Source organism: Gordonia sp. (in: high G+C Gram-positive bacteria) (genome assembly GCF_049299075.1).
GTDB lineage: Bacteria > Actinomycetota > Actinomycetes > Mycobacteriales > Mycobacteriaceae > Gordonia.
The window spans coordinates 1-22,004 of the sequence record NZ_JBAQWU010000231.1; the positions used below are offsets into that span (position 1 = coordinate 1).

A 22,004-nucleotide genomic window follows, 5' to 3' on the forward strand; every position below is an offset into this window, starting at 1 on the left:
CGGTTACTAGGAGCTGGGGGCGCGAACCACCATCGGCACGCCCGGGAAGGCGATCGCCATCTCCGAGCGAGAGGCGCGCAGCGCGGCGGTGCCGTAGCCCTGCTTGCGCTTGGCCGGGCGGATCCAGATGCGGACGTCCACCTCGCCGGCACCGGTCAGCTCACCGAGCACCAGGCCGATCTTGGTATCGCCCTCGATGGCAACGAGCCAGACGGCGTCCTCATCGTCGACGCGCTTGACACCCTCGGCGATCTCGACGGACAACTCGCCGGCCGGGGCGCCGGAGCCGTCGAGTGCAACATTCAGCTCTTCGGTCCGTTCGGTCAGGATGTCGGCATCGGCGGCGGCCGAGAATGGACGCAGCCCGACGGTGTCGGCGGCGGCGGCCGGGCGCTCGGCGGAGGTGAACGTGAGCCCGGCGTTCAGATCGTCGAGCTCGGACTGGTTCTTCCGGCGGGCTTCTTTCGTCAGCTGATGGAAGGACATATTCATCACGGAGTCGACGGCGATCGGCGAGGCGCTGAGCAGTTCGGCGATGGCCGAGACAGCGGCGGCCCGATCTTCTGCGTCGACGACGGCGTCGAGGAGCTCGTGGCGTCGTTCCAGGGCGGTGAGGAGGGCTTCGGTCATTTCGCGGCGCGCAGTGGCCTTATCAACATCGGTCATGACATCGATAGTAGGCCGGAAATGTCAGCAGCGGCAGTCGTGTCACGAGGTTTTTACCTGCGAATCTTCCAAGAAACTGAAACACGTTCTAGTGTGTGAGCATGGCGGAAAATGTGACTGGTGAGTCTACTGACGAGTATCTGCGGACGGGCGTGCATCTGGGCGACTTGATGGCCACGGCCCTGGCCAGGCACGCCGATGTGCCGGTGCTCCATCTCGGCGACATCACCCTGACCGGACGACAGATGGCCGACGAGATCAGTCGCTATGCGCAGGCCTTTGAGGCCGCTGGCGCGGGGACCGGATCGGCGGTCGGGCTGCTCGCACTGAACCGGCCGGAGGTGCTCCTGGTGATCGGCGCCGGGCAGACACAAGGGTGGCGGCGGACGGCGCTGCACCCACTGGGCTCCCTCGACGACCACGCCTACGTGCTCAGCGACGCCGGGGTCGCGACGCTGGTGATCGATCCGGTGCCGATGTTCGTCGAGCGCGCCGTCGGACTGCTGGCAAAGGTGCCCGGGCTGAGGCAGATCCTGACCCTGGGGCCGGTGCCGGCCGAACTGAGCGACGTTGGCGTCGACATCGTCGCGGCGGCCGCCCGCTACCCCGCAGTGCCGTTGACTGCGAAACTGCTCCCGCCCGAGCATGTGGTGTCGGTGACCTATACCGGCGGCACCACCGGTAAGCCGAAGGGCGTGATCGGCACGGCGCAGGCGATGGCGACGATGACGTCGATCCAATTGGCCGAATGGGAGTGGCCGGACCGGCCGCGTTTCCTCATGTGCACGCCGCTCTCGCACGCGGGTGCGGCGTTCTTCGTCCCCACCCTGATGAAGGGCGGTTTGATGGTGGTGCTCAGTAAGTTCGACCCGGCGCAGGTGCTCGAGACCATCGAACGCGAGCGGATCACCGCGACCATGCTGGTGCCGTCCATGCTGTACGCGCTGATGGACCATCCGGATAGTCGTACCCGTGATCTGAGTTCACTGGAAACCGTCTACTACGGCGCTTCGGCGATCAATCCGGTGCGACTAGCCGAGGCCATCGAGCGCTTCGGTCCGATCTTTGCCCAGTACTACGGCCAATCCGAGGCGCCGATGGTGATCAGCTATCTGCGCAAGGACGAGCACACGCCCGAGCGGCTCGGCAGTTGCGGGCGGCCGTCGGCGTTCTTGCGCACCGCGCTGCTGGACGCCGACGACAAGCCGGTCGCGGTCGGGGAGCCGGGCGAGATCTGTGTGTCTGGGCCGCTGCTGGCTGGCGGCTACCTCGGTCTGCCGGAGCAGACCGCCGAAGCCTTCCGCGGCGGCTGGCTGCACACCGGTGATGTGGCGCGCGAGGACGCCGACGGCTTCTGGTTCATCGTCGACCGAACCAAAGACATGATCGTCACCGGCGGCTTCAACGTCTTCCCTCGAGAGGTGGAAGACGTGGTGGCGCAGCATGTGTCGATCGCCCAGGTGGGCGTGATCGGGGTGCCCGACGAGAAGTGGGGTGAGGCCGTGACCGCCATCGTCGTGCTGCGCGGCGACGCCGACTCCTCGGACCGGGCGAAGGCCGCGATCGCCGCGGAGATCCAAGAGGCGGTCAAAGACGCCAAGGGGGCCGTGCAGTCACCCAAGACGGTGATCTTCACCGACGCCCTCCCCCTCACCGGGCTCGGTAAGCCGGACAAGAAGGCCCTGCGCGCCCAGTTCGGGTAGTTAGCGCACCTCGTAGGCTTCCGGCCCATGGCTTTCGGTCCGCCCTATTGCGCAAGCAACGGCCGGAACCAGCAGTGCTGGCCGGAACGGAAAAGGGGCGGGCATGCGCGCAGGCCGTTGAGTGGGGGTGAAATGTCCGGCGATGGCTGGAAGAGTGGAGGCATGACCAAGCCTGCAGAGTCCATCTCCGCCGACATCGAGATCGCCGCCGACCCGCTCGCCGTGTACGCGTTGATCACAAACCTCGATGTGCTGGGCGAACTAGCCGCCGAGACCACGTCGCACAAGTGGACCAAAGGGCACACTCCGACGGCGGGGGCACAGTTCACCGGCCGCAACGAGAACGGCAAGCACGCCTGGAGCACCACCTGTACGGTCACCGACGCTCGGCCGGGCACCACCTTCGAGTTCGAGGTCAAGAGCCTGGTGATTCCGGTCGCCCGGTGGCGCTACGACATCGCGCCGATCGAGGGCGGCTGCCTGGTCACCGAAACCACCATGGATTTGCGCCCGGGCTGGTTCAAACCGATCGCCGCGCTGGCGACCGGCGTCAAGGATCGGGCTGGTGCCAACGCCGACCACATCCGGCAGACTCTTGGCCGCCTCAAGGATCGCGCGGAAGGCGCCTAGCGTCGACCGACCGGCACCGGCTGGGTGGGCTGTGGGCGGCGAGCCAGGCGGCGATGGACTCGACGCGCTCGCCGGTGAGCATCCGGCACATCGACAACGCGATGCGGGCGCCTTGGAGTTTGGCCAAGTCGGCGTGCGAGCCCGCGTGACGATCGTCAATAGTGTTGTGCCACAGGGCAAGCCAGCGTTCAAACAACCTGGGTTCCAGTGCGATGAGCTCATGGAGTTCGCGGTGCGGCTCGAAGACGTTGCGCCGGTACTCGCCTTCTTTCAACACGGCTTTGCACCAGAAGTCGGTGATTGCCGGCAGGTGGGCGGCTAAGTCCATCTGTGCGGCGTCGACGAAGACCGGTTGCAGTAGTTCGTCGTGAAACGCCCGGTTGTAGAAATCGCCGAGCAATTCGACGACGTCACTGCGGTCGGCGAGATCACCCAGTGCGGATCCGCTCATGACTCGAGGCTACGCCTGCTCGGTCCGCTACTCTCATCGTCGATAGGTCGCGTTCCGGCGGCCGCGAAGGAGTTGCAGCGCATGGTTTCTCGATGGATCTCTCGGTCGGCAGTTGGCGCCCTGACCGTGTCAGCGGCCCTGTTGGCGCCGCAGTCGCTGGTATCGACGGCACCGGCCGGTGCCGTGCCGGCCAACTGTGCGCCCCCGCAGGTGTCCGTCGCAGTGCCCGCTCCGGTGCCGGTCGCCTCGTGGGCCGAGAGCCTGACCCGTGACTCAGCCGGTGACCTCTGGGTGTCGCGCACCCTGGCCAATACGGTGCAGCGGTACGACGCGACCGGACGGCTGCGCACCACCGTGTCGGTGTCCGCGCCCGGCGCAGTTCGGTCGGGGCCCGACGGCCGCCTCTATGTGACCTCCGGTGCGACGCCGCTCAACATGATTCCGGGCACGCCAAACGTAGGCACCATCGTGTCCTTCGATCCGCGGCGTCCGCGGCCGGTGGTGCGCACCGTGGTGCGCGGGCTCGGTATGCCGAACGGGCTGGCGATCGCCGAGGACGGCGCGATGTACGTGGCGGATTCGAAGCTCGGTGTGGTCCGAATCCGGCCCAATCGCACGATCGATCAGGCCTGGACGGCCCGGGCGCCGCGCAACCTGGCGCCCTCAGTCACGGTCAACGGCACCGGCATGAACGGCATCGTGCTGCGCGGCGATGCGGTGTACGTGACGATGACCAGCAGCCTGTCGGGCCGAGTGCTGCGCGTTCCGCTGCGCCATCCGGAGGCGACCACGCCGGCCCTCGACCTGACCGCGCCGTTGCCGGGTTTCGTCGACGATCTGACACTCCTCTCCAACGGTGCGTTGGCGGCAGCGACGACGACCGGTCAGATCATTGTGGCCACGCCCGGTCGGCCCGGCCGCTGCGTGATCCAGGTCGGCCCCCCGGTCACCGCGGTGCTTGGTGACGCTGACGGAAACCTGCTGGCAGCTTCGGAGACCGGCGATGTGCTGGCGGTGCGCTGGCCGTAGGTTGGCGGGTTAGGCGGGCTCGCAGATCACCACGGGGATCTCCCGGTCGGTCCACTCGGCGTAGGTGTCGAAGTCCGCATAGAGCGCCACCAGCTTCGGCCACAGAATGTCGCGCTCGTCCGGGGTGGCGGTCCGCGCGCGGTAGGCCCGAGTTTCTCGGCCAATCTGGAGGTGCACGGTCGGGTCGGCGACCAGATTCAGATACCACGCGGGGTTTTTCGGGAGACCGCCCTGCGAGGCGACCAGCACGATGGCCGCTGACCCCAGCTCGGGGCCGGGGTCGGCCAGATAGAGCAGCGGCGCGGTGCGCGGCTCACCCGATTTGCGGCCCGTCGTGGTCAGCAGGCAGATCTCGACGGGCTTGCGCAGTGCGGCACCGACCCGCCACCGATTGCCCAGGCGGCCGCCGGTGATCCGGTAGAGACGCATGTTGAGGCGAGAGCCCACCTTGATGAGCGCGGCAACCGCTGGCGAGTCCAGTTGCGCCGGGCGGGCGGCCGGGTCCATCGCTCAGATGCGTTCGAGGATGGTCGCGGTAGCCAGCGCGCCGCCGGCGCACATGGTGACCAGCGCGGTCTGCTTATCGCTGCGCTCGAGCTCGTGCAGGGCGGTGGTGATCAGCCGGGAGCCGGTGCTGCCAACCGGGTGGCCCAGGGCGATGGCGCCGCCGTTGACGTTCACCTTGTCCATATCCGGGTTGTGCACCCGCGCCCAGGAGAGCACGACCGAGGCGAACGCCTCGTTGATCTCCACCAGATCGATGTCGGACATGCTCATCCCGCTGCGGGCCAGTACCCGTTCGGTGGCCTGCACGGGGCCGTCGAGATGGTAGTACGGTTCGGCGCCGACCAGTGCCTGCGCCTTGAATCGGGCGCGGGGGGTCAGGCCGAGTTCGCGGGCGCGGTCGGAATCCATGATCAGGACTGCGGCGGCGCCGTCGGAGATCTGCGAGGAGTTGCCTGCAGTGTGAATCCCACCCGCGATCACTGGCTTGAGGCCGGCGAGTGACTCGGCCGTGGTCTCCCGCAGGCCCTGGTCGCGGGTGACGGTCAGGGTCTGGCCGGTCAGTTCACCCTCGCGGGTGCGTTCCGGGGCGGTGACGGTGAGGACCTCGCGGTCGAACCGACCTTCATCCCAGGCGCGCTTGGCGTTCTGCTGGGAGCGCAGCCCTAGGGCGTCGACGTCGGCGCGGGTGATCCCGCGACGTTGCGCGATCCGCTCGGCGGCGTCGAACTGGTTGGGCATATCGATGTCCCACGACTCCGGGCGACGCGGTCCGGCTTCGGTGCCGACGTTGGCGCCCAGCGGCACATGCGACATGCACTCGACGCCGCAGGCGACGCCGACATCGATGGCGCCGGTGGCGATCAGACCAGCCACCAGATGGTTGGCCTGCTGCGCCGAACCGCACTGGCAGTCGACGGTGGTGGCGCCGGTCTGCCAGGGCAGGCCCGCGTGCAGCCAGGCGGTTCGGGTGACGTTGTTGCTCTGTTCGCCGACCTGCATCACGCAGCCGCCGATCACCTGCTCCACCAGCGCGGGGTCCAGACCGGATCGGGCGATTACGCCGGCTTGTGCGGCTCCGAGGATCTCGGCGGCGTGCAGGCCGGAGAGCCAGCCGTTGCGCTTGCCGATGGGAGTGCGCACTGCTTCGACGATGACCGGATCACCCATGTCTGAGTCCTTCCGTGGGGGAGTGGAATCTGAATACTTCCATAAAAGTAGAACATGTTCTTGTTTGGCGCTGTGGTCTATGGCACAGTGAGCTACAGGAAAACTGTAACCGGTTCTCATTCCCCGGGGGCCGACGAAATCGCGAAGTAGAGGTGGAGGCGTGACGCAAATGATGCAGAATGCCGCAACGTCCGGTTCGACGGGCAAGTGCCCGTTCATGGAGCAGGAAGACTGGGACTTCACTAACCCGGATCTGCTCGAACAGGGTATTCCGGTCAAGGAGTTCGCCGAACTGCGCAAGACCGCCCCCGTGTGGTGGAATGCGCAGCAGCCCGGTAAGGGCGGCGGCTTTGACGACGGTGGATACTGGGTGGTCTCCAAGCTGGAGGACATCCGCGCGATCTCGAAGAGCAACGAAGAGTGGTCCGCGAACGAAAACGGCGTCATCATGCGTTTCGAGGACGACATGGGTGCCGCCGAGATCGAGATCACCAAGACGCTGCTGATCAATCAGGATCCGCCGACCCACACCCGGATGCGCAAGATCGTCTCGCGCCTGTTCACGCCGAAGGCAGTGCACGCGCTCGAGGAGAAGCTCGACGGGGTCGCGCGCAAGATCGTCGCCGAGGCGGCCGAGGCTGGCTCGGGTGACTTCGTGCACCAGGTGGCTGTTGATCTGCCGCTGATGGCGATCGCCGATCTGTTGGGTGTCCCGCAGGAAGACCGGATGAAGATCTTCGAGTGGTCCAACTCGATGATGAACGCGGACGATCCGGACTACCCGATGGATCCGAAGGAAGCCAACGCGCAGATCCTGGGCTACGGCTACAACATGGCCGAAGAGCGTCGGAAATGCCCGGCTGACGACATCGTCACCCAGCTGGTGAACGCCGACATCGACGGACACTCGCTCGACGAAGCCGAGTTCGGCTTCTTCTTTATCCTGCTCGTGGTGGCCGGTAACGAGACCACCCGCAATGCGATCAGCCACGGAATGAACGCCTTCCTGGACAACCCCGATCAGTGGGAGTTGTTCAAGAAAGAGCGTCCGGCCACCGCGGTCGACGAGATCGTTCGCTGGGCCACGCCGGTCAACTCCTTCCAACGCACCGCGAAGGAAGACATCGAGCTTGGCGGTCAGCAGATCAAGAAGGGTGACCGCGTCGGTATGTTCTACGGCTCGGCCAACTACGACGAGGACATCTTTGATGACCCGTTCACCTTCAATATCCTGCGTGACCCGAATCCGCACGTCGGCTTCGGCGGCAACGGCACCCACTTCTGCATCGGTGCCAACCTGGCCCGGATGGAGATCAACCTGATGTTCAATGCGCTGGCCGACCTGGTCCCGGACATCACCAAGCTGGCGCAGCCGCGTCGTCTCCGCCACGGGTGGATCAACGGCATCAAGGAGCTTCAGGTCGACTATGGCACCAAGTAAAGACGCGCCGGCCTACCTGAATATCGATCGGGAAAATCACCCGGCGGTACTGGCGGGCCGGCGGTCGCGGGAGGCCGTGGCGCTGCGTAATAAGGCTGCGTGGCTCGCGAACTTCGCGGCTGACGGGACCGTCGAGGATCCGGTCGGACCGTCGATGTTCGACGAGGCCGGTGTCGGTCACCGCGGCGCGCAGCAACTGTCCGAGTTCTGGGACAAGACCGTTGGCACCACGGAGAAGATCGACTTTATCTTTGATAAGGAGATCATCTGCGGTGACGAGGTGGCCTACATCGGCAAGATCGTGACCCACATCGGTGGGCACATCACCGAGTCCGACGGTGTCTTCACCTACAAGGCGGACGGTGACGGCAAGCTCGCCGCGCTGCGCGCCTTCTGGGAAGTGGAGGCGACGATGAACTCCTTGCGTCCGGCCTAGACCGGTTCGCTTCGGCAAACGCCACTGGTCTCGCTTTCGCCCCCTCGATCGAGGGGGCGAAAACGAGGCCAGAGTGCTCAGTGCCCCGAATGAGGGGCGGTAAGGCCGCTCGGCTAGGCGCTGACCGTGCGCTGCTGCCGGGCGCGGAGGATATTGCCGTCGACCGACGCCGCTCCCTGGTTGGTGAAACCGACGGCGATCAGGCCGGCGATCAGGGCAAGGACCAGCTCGTAGCCGCCGCTCGCGGCGAAGAACCCGTTCTCCAGGTGCACCATGAACAGGGCGCCGAGCATGTTGAGGATCAGCAGGACGGCGAAGACCGGTACCGCGAGGCCGATGACCAGTGCGGCGCCACCGACGAGCTCGACGAGGGCGGAGAACCAGGCTGAGAGAGTCGGGGCGGGTACTCCCATCTGCTTGAATCCGTCGGCAGTAGCGCCGATGCCGTTGGTGAAGAACTTCTGCCAGCCGTGGGCGATGAAGATGATGCCCAGGATGATTCTCGCGGTGGTTGTGGCGACGATTGACATGCTTGCTCCTAGATTCCGGGTGGGGGTGCCCCCAGCATAAGCGGACTGCGGTCCGCATGGAACGTGTGGTGCCCAAAACTTCGATTCGAGGCGCGGCCGGAGCGGCAGACGTGGTGGCTGACGGCGCGGCGCTACCCTCCTGAGAATGAGACGTTCGGCCTTGACCATGGGCGTAGCGATCGGTGGCGCAGTGCTGCTGGTGGCGTGCGGCGGCGGGAATTCGGAGGGGAGGCAGGACACGGTCATCGCTGCCCGGGTGAGTCCCGCAGGTACGGATTCTTCGGTGGTCTCGACCACAGCGACCACAGCGACCACAGCGACGAGTTCGGCGATGGTGCAGAGTCCGGTGCCCCGGACGAAGCGGGTCGGCCCCGCGGGGTCCGCCCCGGCCGAGCGGGTGCGGCCCGGCGCAATAATGAGCGGCGAGGGCTATCTGCGTGCCGGGAGCAACACCGAATTCCAGTTCACAGCGGAGAAGCTGCAGTGCGTGATGACGGCCACCGTCGCTGGCTGCGTCGGCGAGTTGCCTGCGGCAGGCAAAAACGGGGTGCAGGTGCGCGCCGACGGTACGGCGACGTTCCTCGACGACGGCCCGGCGCGGCTGGGGGTACAGGGGAGAGGGAAGAAACTGCCTGTCGCACGGTCCCTGCGCAACGGCGCCTTTGTCTGCACTCCGGTCGTCGGCGGCGGCGTCCAATGTGAGACCGCAGCGGCGACGCACGGATTCCAGGTGCTGCCGCAGAAATCCTGGCTCTGGTAACTAAGCCTGTGGTCGGGAGCTCCCCGGCTGTAATTGACACTGTTACGGGCGGTCCGCTCCGACGGTGACATTTGGTGGTCGGGAGCTCCCCGGCTGTAATTGAAACTGTTACGGGCGGTCCGCTCCGACCAGCCACATACTGAAGTACTGTGAGCCGCCGCCGTACGCGTGGCCGAGGGCCTTGCGGGCACCCTCCACCTGATGATCGCCAGCCTTGCCCATCACCTGGATGGCCGCCTCGGCGCAGCGGATCATCCCGGACGCGCCGATGGGATTGGAACTGAGGACGCCGCCGGAGGCGTTGACCGGCAGCTTGCCGCCGATCTCGGTCTCGCCCGCTTCGGTGAGCTGCCAGCCGGTGTTCTCCGGCATAAAGCCGAGATTCTCGAGCCACATCGGCTCGAACCACGAGAACGGAACGTAGATCTCGGCGGCGTCGACCTCCTCCAACGGGTTGGTGATCCCCGCGGCCTTCCACAGCGCGGCCGCGGCATCGCGGCCGGCCTGCGGACTCACCACATTGCGGTGGCTGTAGGCCAGCGGTTCGGTGCGCATGGCAGTGGCGTGGATCCAGGCGACCGGGCGTCCGTCGGCGACGGCATCGTCGGCGGCCCGCTCATCGCCGATCACCACGGCGCAGGCGCCGTCCGACGACGGGCACGTCTCGTCGTACCGGATCGGATCCCACAGCATCTGGCTGCTCATCACCTTCTCCACGGTCAGGTCGGGTTGGTGCAGGTGGGCGAGCGGATTGCGCGCGCCGTTCCGGCGGTCCTTGGCCGCCACCATCGCACCGATGTGCGCGGGCGCGCCTGAGTTGTTGATGTACGCGCGCACGTGCGGGGCGAAGTAGCCGCCAGCACCCGCGCCGACCGGCATGGTGAACGGCACCGGGATGGAGAGCGCCCACATCGCGTTGGACTCGGACTGCTTCTCCCAGGCAACGGCCAGCACTCGCCGGTGCACTCCAGAAGACACCAGCGACGAGCCGACAATGGCGGTAGAGCCGCCGACCGAACCGGCAGTGTGCACGCGGAGGAGTTGTTTGCCCACCGCGCCGATCGCTTCGGCCATCGCGAGCTCGGGCATCATCACCCCCTCGAACAAGTCCGGCGCCTTGCCGATGACGATGGCGTCGATCTCGTCCATGGTGACCTGGGCGTCGGCCAGCGCCCGGTCGATCGCCTCACGGACCATGCCCGCCATCGTGACATCGTGACGCTTGGCCACGTACTTGGTCTGTCCGGTGCCGAGGACCGCAGATCTGTTGCGCGCCATCAGTTTTCGCCTCCCTCGAGGGTTACGACCATGTTCTGTTGCAACAACGGTCCGGCCGTGGCGTGGGCGAGCGCGGTGTTCGCCCGGCCACTCAAGATTGCGTGCGCGGCGTAACCGATCCGCTGAAGTCCGCCGGAGAAGAGCGCGTTGCCAACCAAGGCGCCGCCCGACGGATTGATCACCGTGGAATCGGGCAGATCCAGTGCTCCGCGCAGAATCAGTTCCTGATGTGTGTAGGGCGCGTGCAACTCGGCGACGTCCACCGCGCGACTTCGCCCGGCGAATGCGGCGTCACCAGCCAGCCTCGTCGACGGAGAGTCGGTGAGGTCGCGGGCACCGAAGTTCGGCGTGTCGATCCGATGGTCCCAACCGGTGATGAAGGCCGGATTGGCAGTCAGTTCCCGCGCCCGCTCCTCGGTAGCGAGCACCACCGCTGCGGCAGCGTCGGCATAGGGTGCGATGTCGTGCGCGCGCAACGGGTCGGCCACATAGCCGGACGCGAGGAGCGCGTCGACGTCGTCGCCGGTGGTGCGGGCGGCGACCGCCGCCATGTCCCGTTCGGTCCAGGCGCCCGAGTCCAGCCCGGCGCGTGCCTGCAGACCGGCGAGGGCCCGAGCGTCGGGCAGCAGCGGTGCGACGGTGTACGGATCGGTCTGCAGCGCGAGCGTCGCGTCGGCGTTACCCGCCGAGGCTTTGCCGAAGCCGTAAGCGAGCGCGACGTCGACCTCACCGGTGAGGATCTTGATCCATGCCTCGTACAGTGCCCACGCGCCGTCCATCTCGACGTGGGACTCGTTGATCGGGGGTACCGCGCCGATCGCGTCGATCGCCGAGATGAACGAAAACGCCCGGCCTGCCAGGTAATCCGACGATCCGCTGCACCAGAAGTCGATGTCGGACCGGGTGATGCCGAGCTGGCTGTACAGCCGGCTGAAGCAGGGGATCAGCATCTCGACCCCGTTGGTGGTGCCGGTGGTGGCGGCGACGTTGCGGCTGTGGGCGAAGCCCACGATCGCGATGCGCGGCAACTCTGACTGGCTCATCTGGTGCGGCCCTCCTCTACAGGTGGTCTCGGTAGGCGTCGAACAGTGCGTCCGGTTCGCCGCTCGCCGCGAAATGGCTGATGTTGCGGAGCGTGTGCTCCCACTCATCCTTGGGACGCCAGACCGCCTTGACCCGCATACCCATGCGGACGTCTTCGGCGGGGCAGTCGAGGATCAGGTGCAAGAACGGGATATCGGCGCCGTCGAGCAGGACGTAGGCGGCGACATACGGCGGCTTGATCTGCTGACCCAAGAACGGAACGTTGACGATGCAGAACGTGGTGACGGTGCCGGTGTCCGCGAGCTCCACGCGTGCCACAGTGCGCGAGCCGTCCGCCGGGCTGGCCTGGCGGGGAGGGAAATACACCTCGCCGGTCGCCACGCGGCCGCCGAGGAGCTTCCCGTTGCGCAGGCCCTCGAGATACCAGGACTCCTCTTCGGTTGCGGCATGCGCGATGGTCAGGGCGACCGGAGTGGTGATGGTGACGAAGTTGTCGCTGGTGGCTCCCGGGGGCTCGCTGTCTGTTCCCGGGGTCCCGCTGTCTGTTCCCGGGGTCCCGCTGGTTGTTTCTGGGGTCGCGCTGGTTGTTTCTGCGGTCGCGCTGGTTGTTCCCTGAGCTCCGTCGAAGGGGGCCTCGCCGGGAACGAAGTAGGCGATGTCGTCGATCCGACCGGTACGCACCGGCTTCCAGACCGGGTGCACCCGCTGGCCGGTAGCGATCTGCTCGGGCCCGTCGGCCTTGACGACGTGGAGAAGTGCGCTGTCGGCACCGTGCAGTTGGATCAGCGCCCAGGCGAAGGGCTGCGAAAGTGGTTGTCCGGCAAGGGGTTTGGCCTGCCACGACCAGGTCGTGACGGTGCCGGTCGGCCCCACCTCGACGAGTTCTTCGGTCTGCTTTCCGGTGACCGGATCGAACTCGACCGGTGGCACCAGGGTGCGTCCGTCGCTGGTGCGGCCGCCGAGGATGCGGCCTTCGCGCAGGGCGAGGGCGAACGGCGAGAGCACCGGGCCGAGGGATCGCGTGTAGTCGAAGGAGATGGCGAGGTCGGCTTCCAGGATTTCGGTGTTTGGAACGGGGACCTCGACCGCGGGGCTGGGGAATGCAGCGCTGACCGTCATTCCCTCACTAGAACACGTTCTAGTATGGGCTGGCAAGGGGTGGGAAGGCGGAGGCCATGAAATTGGGTTTGCAACTCGGCTACTGGGGTGCCGATCCGATCGCCGGGGCGCCCGAGCTGATCCGGGCGGCTGAGGCGGCGGGCTTCGCTGCGGTGTTCACCGCCGAATCCTGGGGCAGCGATGCGTACACGCCGCTCGCGTGGTGGGGTGCGGCGACGTCGTCGATCCGGCTCGGGACGGCAGTGGCGCAACTGTCCGCGCGGCCCCCGACGTCGTTGGCGATGGCCGCCCTCACGCTCGATCATCTCTCCGGCGGCAGGCACATCATCGGGCTTGGCGTGTCCGGGCCGCAGGTGGTGGAGGGCTGGTACGGCCAGCCGTTCGCCAAACCGCTGGCGCGCACCCGGGAATACGTGCGGGTGGTACGCGAGGTGCTGGCACGGGAGGCGCCGGTGACCAGCGCGGGGCCGCACTACCCGTTGCCACTGCCGGGCGGCACCGGCCTGGGCAAACCGCTCAAGCCGATCACCCATCCGTTGCGGGCCGATATCCCGATCTGGTTGGGCGCCGAGGGGCCCAAGAACGTGGCGCAGACGGCGGAGATCGCCGACGGTTGGCTCGCGATCTTCTTCTCCCCGCGAATGGCCGGACAGTTCAACGAATGGCTCGATGAGGGCTTCGCCCGGCCAGGTGCGCGGCGGAGCCGGGCCGACTTCGAGATCGCCGCCACCACCCAATGCGTGATCACCGATGACACCGCTGGCGCGCTGGATCGGTACCGCCCGTCGACGGCTCTTTATGTGGGCGGGATGGGCGCGGCGGGGCAGAACTTCCACGCCGATCTGTACCGGCGGATGGGCTACGGCGAGGTGGTCGACGACGTCGCGCGACTGTTCTTGTCCGGCCGCAAGGCCGAGGCGATCGCCGCGGTGCCCGACGCGATGGTCCGCGAGACGATGCTGGTCGGGACCGCCGACCACGTGCGCGAGCAACTCGGCGAATGGTCCGCAGCAGGGGTAACGACCCTGATGGTGACCGCGCGGGACACCGAAACGATCGCGGCCCTCGGTGAGCTCGTAGGGGATCCCCGGTCGGTCACTCGCCGGTGAAGACCGGCTTCTCTTTGTTCGCGAAGGCGCGCGGCCCGATCTTGGCGTCGGCGGATTGGAAGACGGCGCCGCCGAGGGCAGCATCGATGGTGAAGGCTTCTTCCTCGTGCAGACCCTCCGAATCGCGGATGGTCTTGAGGATCGCCTGCACGGCGAGCGGTCCGTTGGCGGCGATCTGCTCGGCGAGTTCGAGCGCCTTGGTCAACGCTTCGCCGTCGGGCACTACGTGGCCGATGAGACCGTACTCCTTGGCCTCGGCCGCGGTGATGTGTCGGCCGGTCAGCAAGATGTCGCAGGCGACGGTGTACGGAATCTGCCGGACCAATCGGACGGCGCTGCCACCCAAGGGAAACAAGCCCCACTTTGCTTCGGAGACACCGAATTTCGCGCTCTGGCCTGCGACACGAATATCTGTGCCCTGCAAGATCTCGGTGCCGCCGGCGATGGCCGGGCCTTCGACCGCGGCGATCAGCGGTTTGGTCAGGCGTCGGCCCTTGAGGAGCGCCGGGAGTCGGGTCAGATCCCAGCCGCCACGGGCGAAGGAGTCGCCGGGCGCGGACCGATTCATCGACTTCAAGTCGGCGCCAGCGCAGAAGTAGCCGCCCGCGCCGGTGAGGATCGCGACCCGAATGTCCGGATCGGCGTCGACCTGATCCCAGGCCTGCGCCATGATCGCCATCATCTCGCTGGACAGCGCATTGCGGGCCTGGGGCCGGTTCATGGTGACGATCAGTACGTGGCCGCGCTTCTCGACGAGACATTCGGCGGCGGGTGTGGCAGTGGTATCCGGCATGGGAACTCTCCTCGCTGAAACGCTTGCCGCCGAACAGTAACACGTTCTAGTTTGGAGTATGGCCTACACAATCGGCGATCTCTTTGAGCACGCCGTCGACCTCATGCCCGATCGGATTGCACTCGAGTCCGGCGACCGCAGCCGCACCTACGCCGAACTGGAGGCTCGGAGCAACGCACTGGCGCACCAACTCCGCGCGCTCGGAGTGGGTCCGGGCGATGCGGTGGGCCTCTACAGCCGCAACACCATCGAAGCCGTTGAGGCGATGCTCGCCATCTTCAAGGCACGGGCCGTGATGGCGAATATCAATTACCGATTCGTCGAACACGAGCTGGAACACCTCTTCACCGACTCGGGGATGACGGTGGTGATTCACGAGAACCGGTACAGCGACCGCATGACAAATGTGCTGGCCGAGTCGCCCACATCGATCACCGCGCGGATCGTCATTGCCGACGGAACCGAGCCGGCGGTCGGGACCGAAGGCAGTGGGCATGAGGCGACTGGTCCCGCAGTGATCGACTACGAGGAGGCGGTCGCCGCCGGGCGTCCCGACCGGGATTTCGAGGAGCGCTCGGCCGACGACCTGTACATGCTCTACACCGGCGGCACCACCGGAAAGCCCAAGGGGGTGATCTGGCGGCAGGAAGACATCTGGCGGGTGCTCGGCGGAGGCATCGACTGGCACAGTGGCCGTCCCGTCGAGGACGAGTGGGAGCACGCGCGCGCCGGGGCCGACGGCGGACAGCTGGTTCGGTTCGCCATCCCGCCCTTTATTCACGGCGGCAGCCAATGGGCGATTTTCCAATCGTTGTTCGCTGGCGGCAAGGCCATCGTGTATCCCGACTTCGACCCCGAAGCCGTCTGGCAGGCCGTGGCCCAGCACGGCGTGCACGTCGTGTTCATCACCGGCGATGCGATGGGCCGGCCGATGATGGACGCCCTGGACGCCGGAGATTTCGATACGTCCACGGTGGTCTCGGTCGCCTCCTCGGCGGCGCTGTTCTCGCCGACGGTGAAAGAACGCTTCCTGGAGAGCTTCCCGAATGCGCTGATCATCGATGCGATCGGCTCGTCGGAAACAGGGTTCGGCGGGATGGCGCTGGCAGCCAAAGGGCAGAGCCGCATCGGCGCGCCCACCGTCACCGCCGACCCCAACACCCACGTCCTGCGTCCGGACGGCACCGAGGTGACGCCCGGTAGTGGCGAGACCGGCATGCTGGCGCGATCCGGGCACATCCCCCTGCGCTATCACAACGATCCGGCGAAATCGGCGAAGACTTTCATCACCTACGACGGGGTGCGCTATTCGCTGCCCGGTGACCATGCGCTCGTCGAAGCCGACGGCGCCATCACCATGCTCGGGCGGGGCTCGGGCTCAATCAACACCGGCGGGGAGAAGGTCTTCCCCGAAGAGGTGGAGGCCGCGTTGAAGGGGCATCGGGATGTCTTCGATGTCGTCGTGGTCGGGGTTCCCGACGAGCGTTTCGGCCAAGGGGTGGCTGCGGTCATCGCCACGCGCGGCGGCGCCCGGCCGTCGCTGGTGGAGCTGAACAGCGTGGTTCGCGCCGACCTGGCCGGCTACAAGTGTCCGCGCAGCGTGTGGTTCGTCGACCAGGTGAAACGGTCGCCGGCTGGCAAACCCGACTATCGCTGGGCCGCCGAGGTCACCGCGACCCAGGCGCCCGATGAGCACCTGACCACCGTTTCCGCTGCAACGAAGGCCTGATATGACTGCGTCCCGTACCGCCCCCCGCATCCGCACCGAACTCACCGAAAAGTTCGGCATCGACTATCCGATCTTCGGATTCACCCCCAGCCAGGAAGTGGCGGCGGCGATCAGCCGCGCCGGTGGCCTGGGCGTGCTGGGCTGCGTGCGGTTCAACGACCCCGGCGAGCTCGACGAGGTCCTGGAGTGGATGCACCAGAACACCGACGGCAAGCCCTTTGGCGTCGACGTCGTGATGCCGGCCAAGATTCCCACCGAGGGCTCCAAAGTGGACCTCGATTCGATGATCTCGCCGGAGCACCGGGCATTTGTCGAACGCACCCTCGACGACCTCGGTGTCCCGCCGCTGCCCGAGGGGGAGGATCGGATCAACACCGGGGTGCTGGGCTGGCTGCATTCGGTCGCCCGGTCGCACGTCGAGGTATCGATGGAGCACGCTCGCAAATACGGTCAGATCAAGTTGATCGCCAATGCACTCGGCTCGCCGCCGGACGATGTGATCGCGGTGGCGCATGAGAACGGTGTCGCGGTGGCCGCCCTCGCCGGTGCCAGCTCGCACGCCCGCAATCATGTCGCCGCCGGCGTCGACATCGTGATCGCCCAAGGCTACGAAGGCGGCGGCCACACCGGCGAGGTGACCTCGATGGTGCTGTGGCCGGAAATCGTCGACGCCGTCGGCACCACCGCGCCAGTCCTCGCGGCGGGCGGGGTCGGCAGCGGTCGGCAGATGGCCGCCGCCATCGCCCTGGGGGCGCAAGGTGTGTGGATGGGCACCTACTGGCTCACCGCCGCCGAGTACAAGCTCGGCGCGCCGGCCGACGGTGGACCCTCGACGGTCCAGCAGGCGCTGCTCAACGCCACCTCACGCGACACCGTCCGGCGCCGAATCTACTCCGGCAAACCCGCGCGGCTGTTGAAGACCAAGTGGACCGACGCCTGGGATGCGGCCGGTGCGCCCGAGCCGCTCCCGATGCCGCTGCAGAACCTGCTGGTCGGGGAGGCGCACGCCCGTATCTCCCACAGCGACAATCCGGACGTCGTGGCCATGCCGGCCGGTCAGATCGTCGGCCGGTGCAATGCGATCGTGCCGGTCGCGGAAATGATCGACGGGCTGGTCGCCGAGTACGCCGAGGCGATCAACCGACTGGACGCGACCCGCTGACCGGACCCCGACTCGGCGGGCGCGCCGAGGCGTACTTCCGGTGGAACTTTTCCACCCGGCCCGCAGTATCCATCAGACGCTGGTTGCCGGTCCAGAAGGGATGCGAATCGCTGGTCACTTCGACGGTGATCAGCGGGTAGATGTTCCCGTCGGTCCACTCGATCGTGGCCTCCGAGGTACTGGTGGACCGGGTTAGGAAGGAGGTGCCGGTGGTCGCGTCCTGGAATACAACCGGGTGGTAGTCGGGGTGAGTGTTGGCTTTCATCGGGTGGTCTCCTCGGCGGTGATGTCCCGTGCGGCGACAGTAGAGTCTTCGCACGGATCTTGGTGGACGTCACCGAACGGTGACGGCAGGGACGCGAGATAGGCTGCGCCCCGGGCGATTTCGTCATCGGTGACGAGTGCGGCGGTGAGCGCGTCCTCGATGTCGGCAGTGTCGGCGTGATGGGTTACCGCGACGATCGACGAGTGTCGGTCCCCGTGCTCGTCGTCCCAGCGCGCGGCGGCCATCGCCCGTGCGATCGGATCGATCCCGGCGGATTCGGCGTCGGTGCGCGCGGCCAGCCAGCGGCCGCCGCGACTGACGCCCAGTGCCTCGCCCGCAGATTCCAACCACAGCAGATGGTCGGGGCTGGAAGTGAGCCAGAGCCGTCCGCGTGAGCAGACGACGCCGTCGAGCAGTGCGTCGAGCGCGTCGTGCAGGCGCTCCGGGTGGAACGGCCGGTCGGCCTCGAAGACAACCATCTCGATTCCGCAGTCGCCCACCAGTGGTGGGCAGCCGTCGAGCAGCGGATCGAATGGGGTGGTGGGCCGCCCGCGCCGCGATTCCGGCCGGAGGGCAGCGAGCGAGACGATGAGCTGATCGATGGTGACCGACTGTCGTGGGCCGACGGCCTGCTGCATTGCCGCCGGGTTGATGCGGCGGAGCACTGCCGAGAGTTGCGCGGCGCGGTAGTGATCGTTCTCCACACTGCCTTCAATCACCAGCAGGTCGCCGAATCGCACCTGCGCCACCGCGAGCTGGGCCAGCGTCCGCTCGTCTTCGACGGTGGCCAGGTCGGCCTCGTGCAGGGTGCGATCGCCGGTGGCATCGCGCAGCCAGGTTTCTTCGTCGATCGCGACGATGGTCGCGCGCAGCGTGACGTCGTCGCTCGCCGTTCCGGCAGGCAGATCGTCATCCTCGACGATGGTGCCGGCCATCTCTACCGCGACCGATTCCGGTTCAAAGGCGGGATCGAGGGCGACGACGATGCGCTCAACTCCGGGCGTTCGATGTAGTCGTCGCAGCATGGGGAGCAGATCGCGGCGCAGGGTGCAGGTGGCGCAGCCGTGGTCGAGGGGCACTCCGTCGATGGCGAAGTCCTCGGCGCCCTCGCGCACCGTCCGGGTTTGCCGGATCACGTAGCCCAGGGGGAGCGCGCGCAAGTCGTGCGCGATCAGCGCGGTGCCGGGCAGCGCGAGGGTACCGGCGACCCGAGCGATCGCCTCGCGGCTCAGGCCGGCGACGAGGGTCACCGGTGTGGTGTCGGATTCGATGGGCACGGACTACCTCCGTATTGGTAACGATTGCCAATAGAACGTCTCGCACGGTAGCGTCTCGTCGAGCTTAATGCCAATCATTGTCAGTAGGGAGAGAGTAGTGACTGCACGCTGTCAGGTGACCGGGAAGGTCCCGCGCTTCGGTAAACAGGTTTCGCATTCGCACCGCCGGACCAGCCGCCAGTGGCGACCGAACGTGCAACGTCGGACGTATTGGGTGCCCAGTGAACGGCGACGGATCACCCTGCGGGTGTCCACCGACGGGATCAAGATCATCGACCGAGACGGCATCGACGCCGTGCTGGCCCGGTGCCGCGCGGCCGGGGAGAAGTTCTGATGGCGGCCGGCACCAATCTGCGTCCGGTTGTGAAGCTGAAGTCCACCGCCGGCACCGGCTACACCTACGTGACCAGGAAGAATCGGCGCAACGATCCCGACCGGTTGACGATACGGAAATATGACCCGATTGCGCGGAAGCACGTCGAGTTCCGCGAAGAACGTTGAGGAGAATTATGGCCAAGAAATCCAAGATCGTCGCGAACCAGCGACGACGCGATATCGTCGCCCGCTACGCGGAGCGACGTGCAGAACTGAAGAAGATCATCGTCGACCCGGCTCGCTCGGTCACCGAACGAGATACGGCGCAACGTGAACTCGCGCGGCAGCCCCGCGATGCGAGTCCGGTGCGCGTACGCAACCGGGACGCCGCCGACGGACGCCCGCGCGGGTACCTCCGCAAGGCGGGTATCTCGCGCATCCGCTTCCGGGAGATGGCGCACCGCGGTGAGCTGCCCGGCATCACGAAAGCGAGCTGGTGATGGCGAGGCGGAAGCCGTTGCCGCGCAAGCAGGTCCGGCGCGTTGACCCGAACCTCGCCTTCGATTACAAGGACACCGCAACCTTGCGGAAGTACCTGAGTGACGGCGGTCGGATCCGGGCCCGCCACGTCACCGGGCTCTCGCCGCAGCAACAGCGGCAGCTGGCCACGGCCGTGCGCAATGCCCGCGAGATGGCACTGCTGCCGTTCGGCAGTCGTTAGGGCACTCGGGCACTAGGGCAGCAGCCAGTCGGGGGTGCCCAACTCGGTGCCGACGGCGGCGCGGACCGTCTTGAATGTGGCGGTCTGCCTGAGGGAGTCGACCAGCCAGATCTTCGTTGGGTGTTGTTTGGGCCCGAGATCGCGCTGTCGGGCAACGAACTCCGCGAACTGATCGCGTGTCAGGGTGGGGGCGACGAGCGCAGCGCCGACCTCGTCGCCGATCTCGGTCGGAACGCCGAAGACAATCGCCTCGTCGATTCCCGGATGGCGGAGCAGTATCTGCTCGATCGGCCGGGTGCCGAGGTTCTCCCCGTCGACCCGGAGCCAGTCGCCGAACCGACCGGCGAAGTGGATGAAACCTGCAGTATCGACCCACCCCAGGTCGCCGGTGCGATACACGCCGCCGCGCAGGCGTTCGGCGGTGGCCGCCGGATCGTTGTAGTAGCCGTCAAAGAGTCCGGGCCCGGCGGTGTTGACGATTTCGCCGGTCTCGCCCGGTGCCACCGGCGCCAGGGTGTCCGGATCGACGACGGCGACCGGTGGCCGCAGCGGGCCCAGCGCATCGTCGGGGGTCTCCGGCGTGCGCGTGATCGAGACGCCGCCCTCGGTGGAGCCGAAACCGTCGATCACCCGAGTGCCGAAGCGGCGGGCGAACTCGGCACGATCGGCGGCGCTCGCCTCATTGCCGTACATGATGCGCAGCGCGGTCTGCGCGTCATCGGCACGCTCCGGCGTGGCCAGGATGTAGTGCAGCGGTTTACCCACGTAGTTGGCGTACGTGATGCGGTAGCGGCGCAGATCGTCGCAGAAGCCCGTCGCTGAGAAGCGCTCACGCAGCACCAGAGAGGCGCTGCTGGCCGCCGCGACCGACCAGCCGGCGATCAGCGCATTCGAATGGAACATCGGCATGGCGAGATAGACGGCATCGTCGTCGGAGAGGCCGAATCGATCGGCGAGCATCGCTGCGGCCGCGGCGAACTTGCGCTGGCTGCACCGCACGGCTTTGGGATCGCCGGTGGTGCCGGACGTGTAGATCAGCATCACCAGGTCGTCCGGGTTCGCCTCGCCGAACTCTGGCGGGACCGGCCCGACCGCGTCGAGCAACTCCCGCCACTGCGGTCCGTCGACGTCGATGGTGCGGACGGAATCGGGCAGCAGCGCGGCGCCGCCCGCATCGGTGAGCACCAACTGGCAGTCGGCGCGGGCGACGTCGGCCGCGAGCGCCGCCCCGCGCCGCGTCGGGTTCAAGCCGACCAGGACGCCCCCGCCCATCGCAGCCGCCCCGAACAGAAAGCTGAACTCGGGCACATTCGGCAGGAGGACGCCTACGTGCGGCGGGCGGCTCGGGTCCAGGAGTCGCCGCAGTGCTGTGGCGCGCTGGGCGCTGGCGGCGAGGTGGTCGTGCCAGGAGATAAACCAGTCGGCGTCGTCGCGGTCGGTGTCGTCGCCAGCTGCGGCGACATGCAGCCCCCGGTCGGTGACCCCGATGAGGGCGCGCAGTAGGCCGGTCAACGTGCGGGCGTCGGTGACGGCGGGGGCCATCTACTTCTCCGCAGCGATCAGCGTGGCCAGGTCGTCGAGGACCACCGGGGTAGTGCCGAGGGTGAACTCGTTCTGCTTGGCGCGCAGGAAGTAGCGGTGCGCCGGGTGGCTCGTGTCGAGGCCGACGCCGCCGTGGACGTGTATTGCCGTGTGCGCGATCCGGTGGCCGGCCTCATCGGCCCAGAACTTGGCGGTGGCCACTGCGGCGCCGATCTGCGCGGCGGACGCCGTGGCGTCGTCGGACAGCAGCCACGCCGCCTGTGCGGTGGTCAGCGCGACCGCCTGGGCGTCGATATAGCCGTCGGCCAGCCGCTGCGCGACCGCCTGGAA

General features: G+C 67.1%; 26 protein-coding genes. 13 read left to right on the forward strand and 13 right to left on the reverse strand.

Annotation, left to right across the window (positions count from 1 at the left end):
* Positions 1–6 precede the first annotated feature (6 nt).
* Positions 7–666, reverse strand: coding sequence for a GNAT family N-acetyltransferase (locus WAW85_RS07165; protein WP_422558937.1), 660 nt, complete (start codon positions 664–666; stop codon positions 7–9).
* Positions 667–779: 113 nt separating this feature from the next.
* Here WAW85_RS07165 and fadD8 point away from each other — a divergent pair, with 113 nt between their 5' ends.
* Together fadD8 and WAW85_RS07175 are read left to right on the forward strand one after the other, a co-directional pair.
* Positions 780–2,369 carry a fatty-acid--CoA ligase FadD8 gene (gene fadD8, locus WAW85_RS07170; protein WP_422558938.1) on the forward strand — a complete coding sequence of 530 codons (1,590 nt, stop codon included), beginning with the start codon at positions 780–782 and terminating at the stop codon, positions 2,367–2,369.
* 162 nt (positions 2,370–2,531) lie between these two features.
* Positions 2,532–2,999: an SRPBCC family protein gene (locus tag WAW85_RS07175; RefSeq protein WP_422558939.1), complete on the forward strand. Its 468-nt coding sequence runs from the start codon at positions 2,532–2,534 to the stop codon at positions 2,997–2,999.
* On the opposite strand, the gene WAW85_RS07180 is transcribed toward WAW85_RS07175, so the two are convergent.
* Positions 2,974–3,450, reverse strand: a complete 477-nt coding sequence (locus tag WAW85_RS07180; protein WP_422558940.1) for a group III truncated hemoglobin — start codon at positions 3,448–3,450, stop codon at positions 2,974–2,976. The genes WAW85_RS07175 and WAW85_RS07180 overlap by 26 nt on opposite strands.
* Before the next feature lie 81 nt (positions 3,451–3,531).
* Here WAW85_RS07180 and WAW85_RS07185 point away from each other — a divergent pair, with 81 nt between their 5' ends.
* Complete coding sequence (locus tag WAW85_RS07185; RefSeq protein WP_422558941.1) at positions 3,532–4,479, forward strand: SMP-30/gluconolactonase/LRE family protein; 948 nt, start codon at positions 3,532–3,534, stop codon at positions 4,477–4,479.
* Positions 4,480–4,488: 9 nt separating this feature from the next.
* Here the strand turns inward: WAW85_RS07185 and WAW85_RS07190 are convergent, their stop codons facing one another.
* Positions 4,489–4,986, reverse strand: a complete 498-nt coding sequence (locus tag WAW85_RS07190; protein WP_422558942.1) for a nitroreductase family deazaflavin-dependent oxidoreductase — start codon at positions 4,984–4,986, stop codon at positions 4,489–4,491.
* Positions 4,987–4,989: 3 nt separating this feature from the next.
* On the reverse strand, positions 4,990–6,153 hold the full coding sequence (locus WAW85_RS07195) for a steroid 3-ketoacyl-CoA thiolase (protein WP_422558943.1): 1,164 nt from the start codon (positions 6,151–6,153) through the stop codon (positions 4,990–4,992).
* Between the two features lie 169 nt (positions 6,154–6,322).
* Here WAW85_RS07195 and WAW85_RS07200 point away from each other — a divergent pair, with 169 nt between their 5' ends.
* Together WAW85_RS07200 and WAW85_RS07205 are read left to right on the forward strand one after the other, a co-directional pair.
* A complete protein-coding gene (locus tag WAW85_RS07200; protein ID WP_422558961.1) occupies positions 6,323–7,594 on the forward strand; it encodes a cytochrome P450 in 1,272 nt (423 codons plus the stop codon).
* Positions 7,581–8,030, forward strand: a complete 450-nt coding sequence (locus tag WAW85_RS07205) for a nuclear transport factor 2 family protein (RefSeq protein ID WP_422558944.1) — start codon at positions 7,581–7,583, stop codon at positions 8,028–8,030. The genes WAW85_RS07200 and WAW85_RS07205 overlap by 14 nt, the downstream gene beginning before the upstream one ends.
* Before the next feature lie 113 nt (positions 8,031–8,143).
* Here the strand turns inward: WAW85_RS07205 and WAW85_RS07210 are convergent, their stop codons facing one another.
* A complete protein-coding gene (locus WAW85_RS07210; protein WP_422558945.1) occupies positions 8,144–8,560 on the reverse strand; it encodes a DoxX family protein in 417 nt (138 codons plus the stop codon).
* A 145-nt stretch (positions 8,561–8,705) separates the two neighbouring features.
* Between WAW85_RS07210 and WAW85_RS07215 the strand changes: the two genes are divergently transcribed.
* Positions 8,706–9,320, forward strand: coding sequence for a hypothetical protein (locus WAW85_RS07215; protein ID WP_422558946.1), 615 nt, complete (start codon positions 8,706–8,708; stop codon positions 9,318–9,320).
* Positions 9,321–9,428: 108 nt separating this feature from the next.
* On the opposite strand, the gene WAW85_RS07220 is transcribed toward WAW85_RS07215, so the two are convergent.
* Genes WAW85_RS07220 through WAW85_RS07230 form a run of 3 tightly spaced genes read right to left on the reverse strand, consistent with a single transcriptional unit; the run spans position 9,429 to position 12,761 of the window.
* Positions 9,429–10,598: a thiolase domain-containing protein gene (locus tag WAW85_RS07220; protein ID WP_422558947.1), complete on the reverse strand. Its 1,170-nt coding sequence runs from the start codon at positions 10,596–10,598 to the stop codon at positions 9,429–9,431.
* On the reverse strand, positions 10,598–11,641 hold the full coding sequence (locus WAW85_RS07225; RefSeq protein WP_422558948.1) for a thiolase domain-containing protein: 1,044 nt from the start codon (positions 11,639–11,641) through the stop codon (positions 10,598–10,600). Before WAW85_RS07225 ends, WAW85_RS07220 begins: the two co-directional genes overlap by 1 nt.
* Positions 11,642–11,657: 16 nt before the next feature.
* Positions 11,658–12,761: a Zn-ribbon domain-containing OB-fold protein gene (locus WAW85_RS07230; RefSeq protein WP_422558949.1), complete on the reverse strand. Its 1,104-nt coding sequence runs from the start codon at positions 12,759–12,761 to the stop codon at positions 11,658–11,660.
* 56 nt (positions 12,762–12,817) lie between these two features.
* Between WAW85_RS07230 and WAW85_RS07235 the strand changes: the two genes are divergently transcribed.
* A complete protein-coding gene (locus tag WAW85_RS07235) occupies positions 12,818–13,870 on the forward strand; it encodes an LLM class F420-dependent oxidoreductase (RefSeq protein WP_422558950.1) in 1,053 nt (350 codons plus the stop codon).
* On the opposite strand, the gene WAW85_RS07240 is transcribed toward WAW85_RS07235, so the two are convergent.
* Positions 13,857–14,663 (reverse strand): crotonase/enoyl-CoA hydratase family protein, encoded by an 807-nt coding sequence (locus tag WAW85_RS07240; protein ID WP_422558951.1) that lies wholly within the window; start codon positions 14,661–14,663, stop codon positions 13,857–13,859. The genes WAW85_RS07235 and WAW85_RS07240 overlap by 14 nt on opposite strands.
* Before the next feature lie 58 nt (positions 14,664–14,721).
* Here WAW85_RS07240 and WAW85_RS07245 point away from each other — a divergent pair, with 58 nt between their 5' ends.
* Both WAW85_RS07245 and WAW85_RS07250 read left to right on the forward strand, forming a co-directional pair.
* The gene (locus WAW85_RS07245; RefSeq protein ID WP_422558952.1) at positions 14,722–16,392 is read left to right on the forward strand and encodes an acyl-CoA synthetase; all 1,671 of its coding nucleotides are present in this window, start codon (positions 14,722–14,724) and stop codon (positions 16,390–16,392) included.
* Positions 16,393–16,420: 28 nt separating this feature from the next.
* Positions 16,421–17,554, forward strand: a complete 1,134-nt coding sequence (locus WAW85_RS07250; protein ID WP_422558962.1) for an NAD(P)H-dependent flavin oxidoreductase — start codon at positions 16,421–16,423, stop codon at positions 17,552–17,554.
* Here WAW85_RS07250 and WAW85_RS07255 read toward each other — a convergent pair.
* Together WAW85_RS07255 and mrf are read right to left on the reverse strand one after the other, a co-directional pair.
* Positions 17,529–17,819: a type B 50S ribosomal protein L31 gene (locus tag WAW85_RS07255; RefSeq protein WP_422558953.1), complete on the reverse strand. Its 291-nt coding sequence runs from the start codon at positions 17,817–17,819 to the stop codon at positions 17,529–17,531. The two genes, WAW85_RS07250 and WAW85_RS07255, sit on opposite strands and share 26 nt — an antisense overlap.
* Positions 17,816–19,096 carry a ribosome hibernation factor-recruiting GTPase MRF gene (gene mrf / locus WAW85_RS07260; RefSeq protein ID WP_422558954.1) on the reverse strand — a complete coding sequence of 427 codons (1,281 nt, stop codon included), beginning with the start codon at positions 19,094–19,096 and terminating at the stop codon, positions 17,816–17,818. Before mrf ends, WAW85_RS07255 begins: the two co-directional genes overlap by 4 nt.
* 97 nt (positions 19,097–19,193) lie before the next feature.
* On the opposite strand from mrf, the gene rpmB reads away from it, so the two are divergent.
* The 4 genes from rpmB to rpsR are packed head-to-tail and all read left to right on the forward strand — an operon-like array spanning position 19,194 to position 20,132.
* Positions 19,194–19,430: a 50S ribosomal protein L28 gene (gene rpmB / locus WAW85_RS07265; RefSeq protein ID WP_422558955.1), complete on the forward strand. Its 237-nt coding sequence runs from the start codon at positions 19,194–19,196 to the stop codon at positions 19,428–19,430.
* Positions 19,430–19,597 (forward strand): 50S ribosomal protein L33, encoded by a 168-nt coding sequence (gene rpmG / locus WAW85_RS07270; RefSeq protein ID WP_422558956.1) that lies wholly within the window; start codon positions 19,430–19,432, stop codon positions 19,595–19,597. The genes rpmB and rpmG overlap by 1 nt, the downstream gene beginning before the upstream one ends.
* A gap of 8 nt (positions 19,598–19,605) precedes the next feature.
* Complete coding sequence (gene rpsN / locus WAW85_RS07275; RefSeq protein ID WP_422558957.1) at positions 19,606–19,911, forward strand: 30S ribosomal protein S14; 306 nt, start codon at positions 19,606–19,608, stop codon at positions 19,909–19,911.
* Positions 19,911–20,132 (forward strand): 30S ribosomal protein S18, encoded by a 222-nt coding sequence (rpsR, locus tag WAW85_RS07280; RefSeq protein WP_422558958.1) that lies wholly within the window; start codon positions 19,911–19,913, stop codon positions 20,130–20,132. The genes rpsN and rpsR overlap by 1 nt, the downstream gene beginning before the upstream one ends.
* 12 nt (positions 20,133–20,144) lie before the next feature.
* On the opposite strand, the gene WAW85_RS07285 is transcribed toward rpsR, so the two are convergent.
* Both WAW85_RS07285 and WAW85_RS07290 read right to left on the reverse strand, forming a co-directional pair.
* Positions 20,145–21,674, reverse strand: coding sequence for an AMP-binding protein (locus tag WAW85_RS07285; RefSeq protein ID WP_422558959.1), 1,530 nt, complete (start codon positions 21,672–21,674; stop codon positions 20,145–20,147).
* On the reverse strand, positions 21,675–22,004 hold a 330-nt coding region (locus tag WAW85_RS07290; RefSeq protein WP_422558960.1), incomplete at its 5' end, for an acyl-CoA dehydrogenase family protein.

What these genes read in the sequence shown, in the direction of transcription:
- WAW85_RS07165 (WP_422558937.1), bottom strand. Translation starts at nt 666, where the DNA reads ATGACCGATGTTGATAAGGCCACTGCGCGCCGCGAAATGACCGAAGCC.
- WAW85_RS07175 (WP_422558939.1), top strand. Translation starts at nt 2,532, where the DNA reads ATGACCAAGCCTGCAGAGTCCATCTCCGCCGACATCGAGATCGCCGCC.
- WAW85_RS07180 (WP_422558940.1), bottom strand. Translation starts at nt 3,450, where the DNA reads ATGAGCGGATCCGCACTGGGTGATCTCGCCGACCGCAGTGACGTCGTC.
- WAW85_RS07185 (WP_422558941.1), top strand. Translation starts at nt 3,532, where the DNA reads ATGGTTTCTCGATGGATCTCTCGGTCGGCAGTTGGCGCCCTGACCGTG.
- WAW85_RS07190 (WP_422558942.1), bottom strand. Translation starts at nt 4,986, where the DNA reads ATGGACCCGGCCGCCCGCCCGGCGCAACTGGACTCGCCAGCGGTTGCC.
- WAW85_RS07195 (WP_422558943.1), bottom strand. Translation starts at nt 6,153, where the DNA reads ATGGGTGATCCGGTCATCGTCGAAGCAGTGCGCACTCCCATCGGCAAG.
- WAW85_RS07200 (WP_422558961.1), top strand. Translation starts at nt 6,323, where the DNA reads ATGATGCAGAATGCCGCAACGTCCGGTTCGACGGGCAAGTGCCCGTTC.
- WAW85_RS07205 (WP_422558944.1), top strand. Translation starts at nt 7,581, where the DNA reads ATGGCACCAAGTAAAGACGCGCCGGCCTACCTGAATATCGATCGGGAA.
- WAW85_RS07210 (WP_422558945.1), bottom strand. Translation starts at nt 8,560, where the DNA reads ATGTCAATCGTCGCCACAACCACCGCGAGAATCATCCTGGGCATCATC.
- WAW85_RS07215 (WP_422558946.1), top strand. Translation starts at nt 8,706, where the DNA reads ATGAGACGTTCGGCCTTGACCATGGGCGTAGCGATCGGTGGCGCAGTG.
- WAW85_RS07220 (WP_422558947.1), bottom strand. Translation starts at nt 10,598, where the DNA reads ATGGCGCGCAACAGATCTGCGGTCCTCGGCACCGGACAGACCAAGTAC.
- WAW85_RS07225 (WP_422558948.1), bottom strand. Translation starts at nt 11,641, where the DNA reads ATGAGCCAGTCAGAGTTGCCGCGCATCGCGATCGTGGGCTTCGCCCAC.
- WAW85_RS07230 (WP_422558949.1), bottom strand. Translation starts at nt 12,761, where the DNA reads ATGACGGTCAGCGCTGCATTCCCCAGCCCCGCGGTCGAGGTCCCCGTT.
- WAW85_RS07235 (WP_422558950.1), top strand. Translation starts at nt 12,818, where the DNA reads ATGAAATTGGGTTTGCAACTCGGCTACTGGGGTGCCGATCCGATCGCC.
- WAW85_RS07240 (WP_422558951.1), bottom strand. Translation starts at nt 14,663, where the DNA reads ATGCCGGATACCACTGCCACACCCGCCGCCGAATGTCTCGTCGAGAAG.
- WAW85_RS07245 (WP_422558952.1), top strand. Translation starts at nt 14,722, where the DNA reads ATGGCCTACACAATCGGCGATCTCTTTGAGCACGCCGTCGACCTCATG.
- WAW85_RS07255 (WP_422558953.1), bottom strand. Translation starts at nt 17,819, where the DNA reads ATGAAAGCCAACACTCACCCCGACTACCACCCGGTTGTATTCCAGGAC.
- rpmG (WP_422558956.1), top strand. Translation starts at nt 19,430, where the DNA reads ATGGCGGCCGGCACCAATCTGCGTCCGGTTGTGAAGCTGAAGTCCACC.
- rpsN (WP_422558957.1), top strand. Translation starts at nt 19,606, where the DNA reads ATGGCCAAGAAATCCAAGATCGTCGCGAACCAGCGACGACGCGATATC.
- rpsR (WP_422558958.1), top strand. Translation starts at nt 19,911, where the DNA reads ATGGCGAGGCGGAAGCCGTTGCCGCGCAAGCAGGTCCGGCGCGTTGAC.
- WAW85_RS07285 (WP_422558959.1), bottom strand. Translation starts at nt 21,674, where the DNA reads ATGGCCCCCGCCGTCACCGACGCCCGCACGTTGACCGGCCTACTGCGC.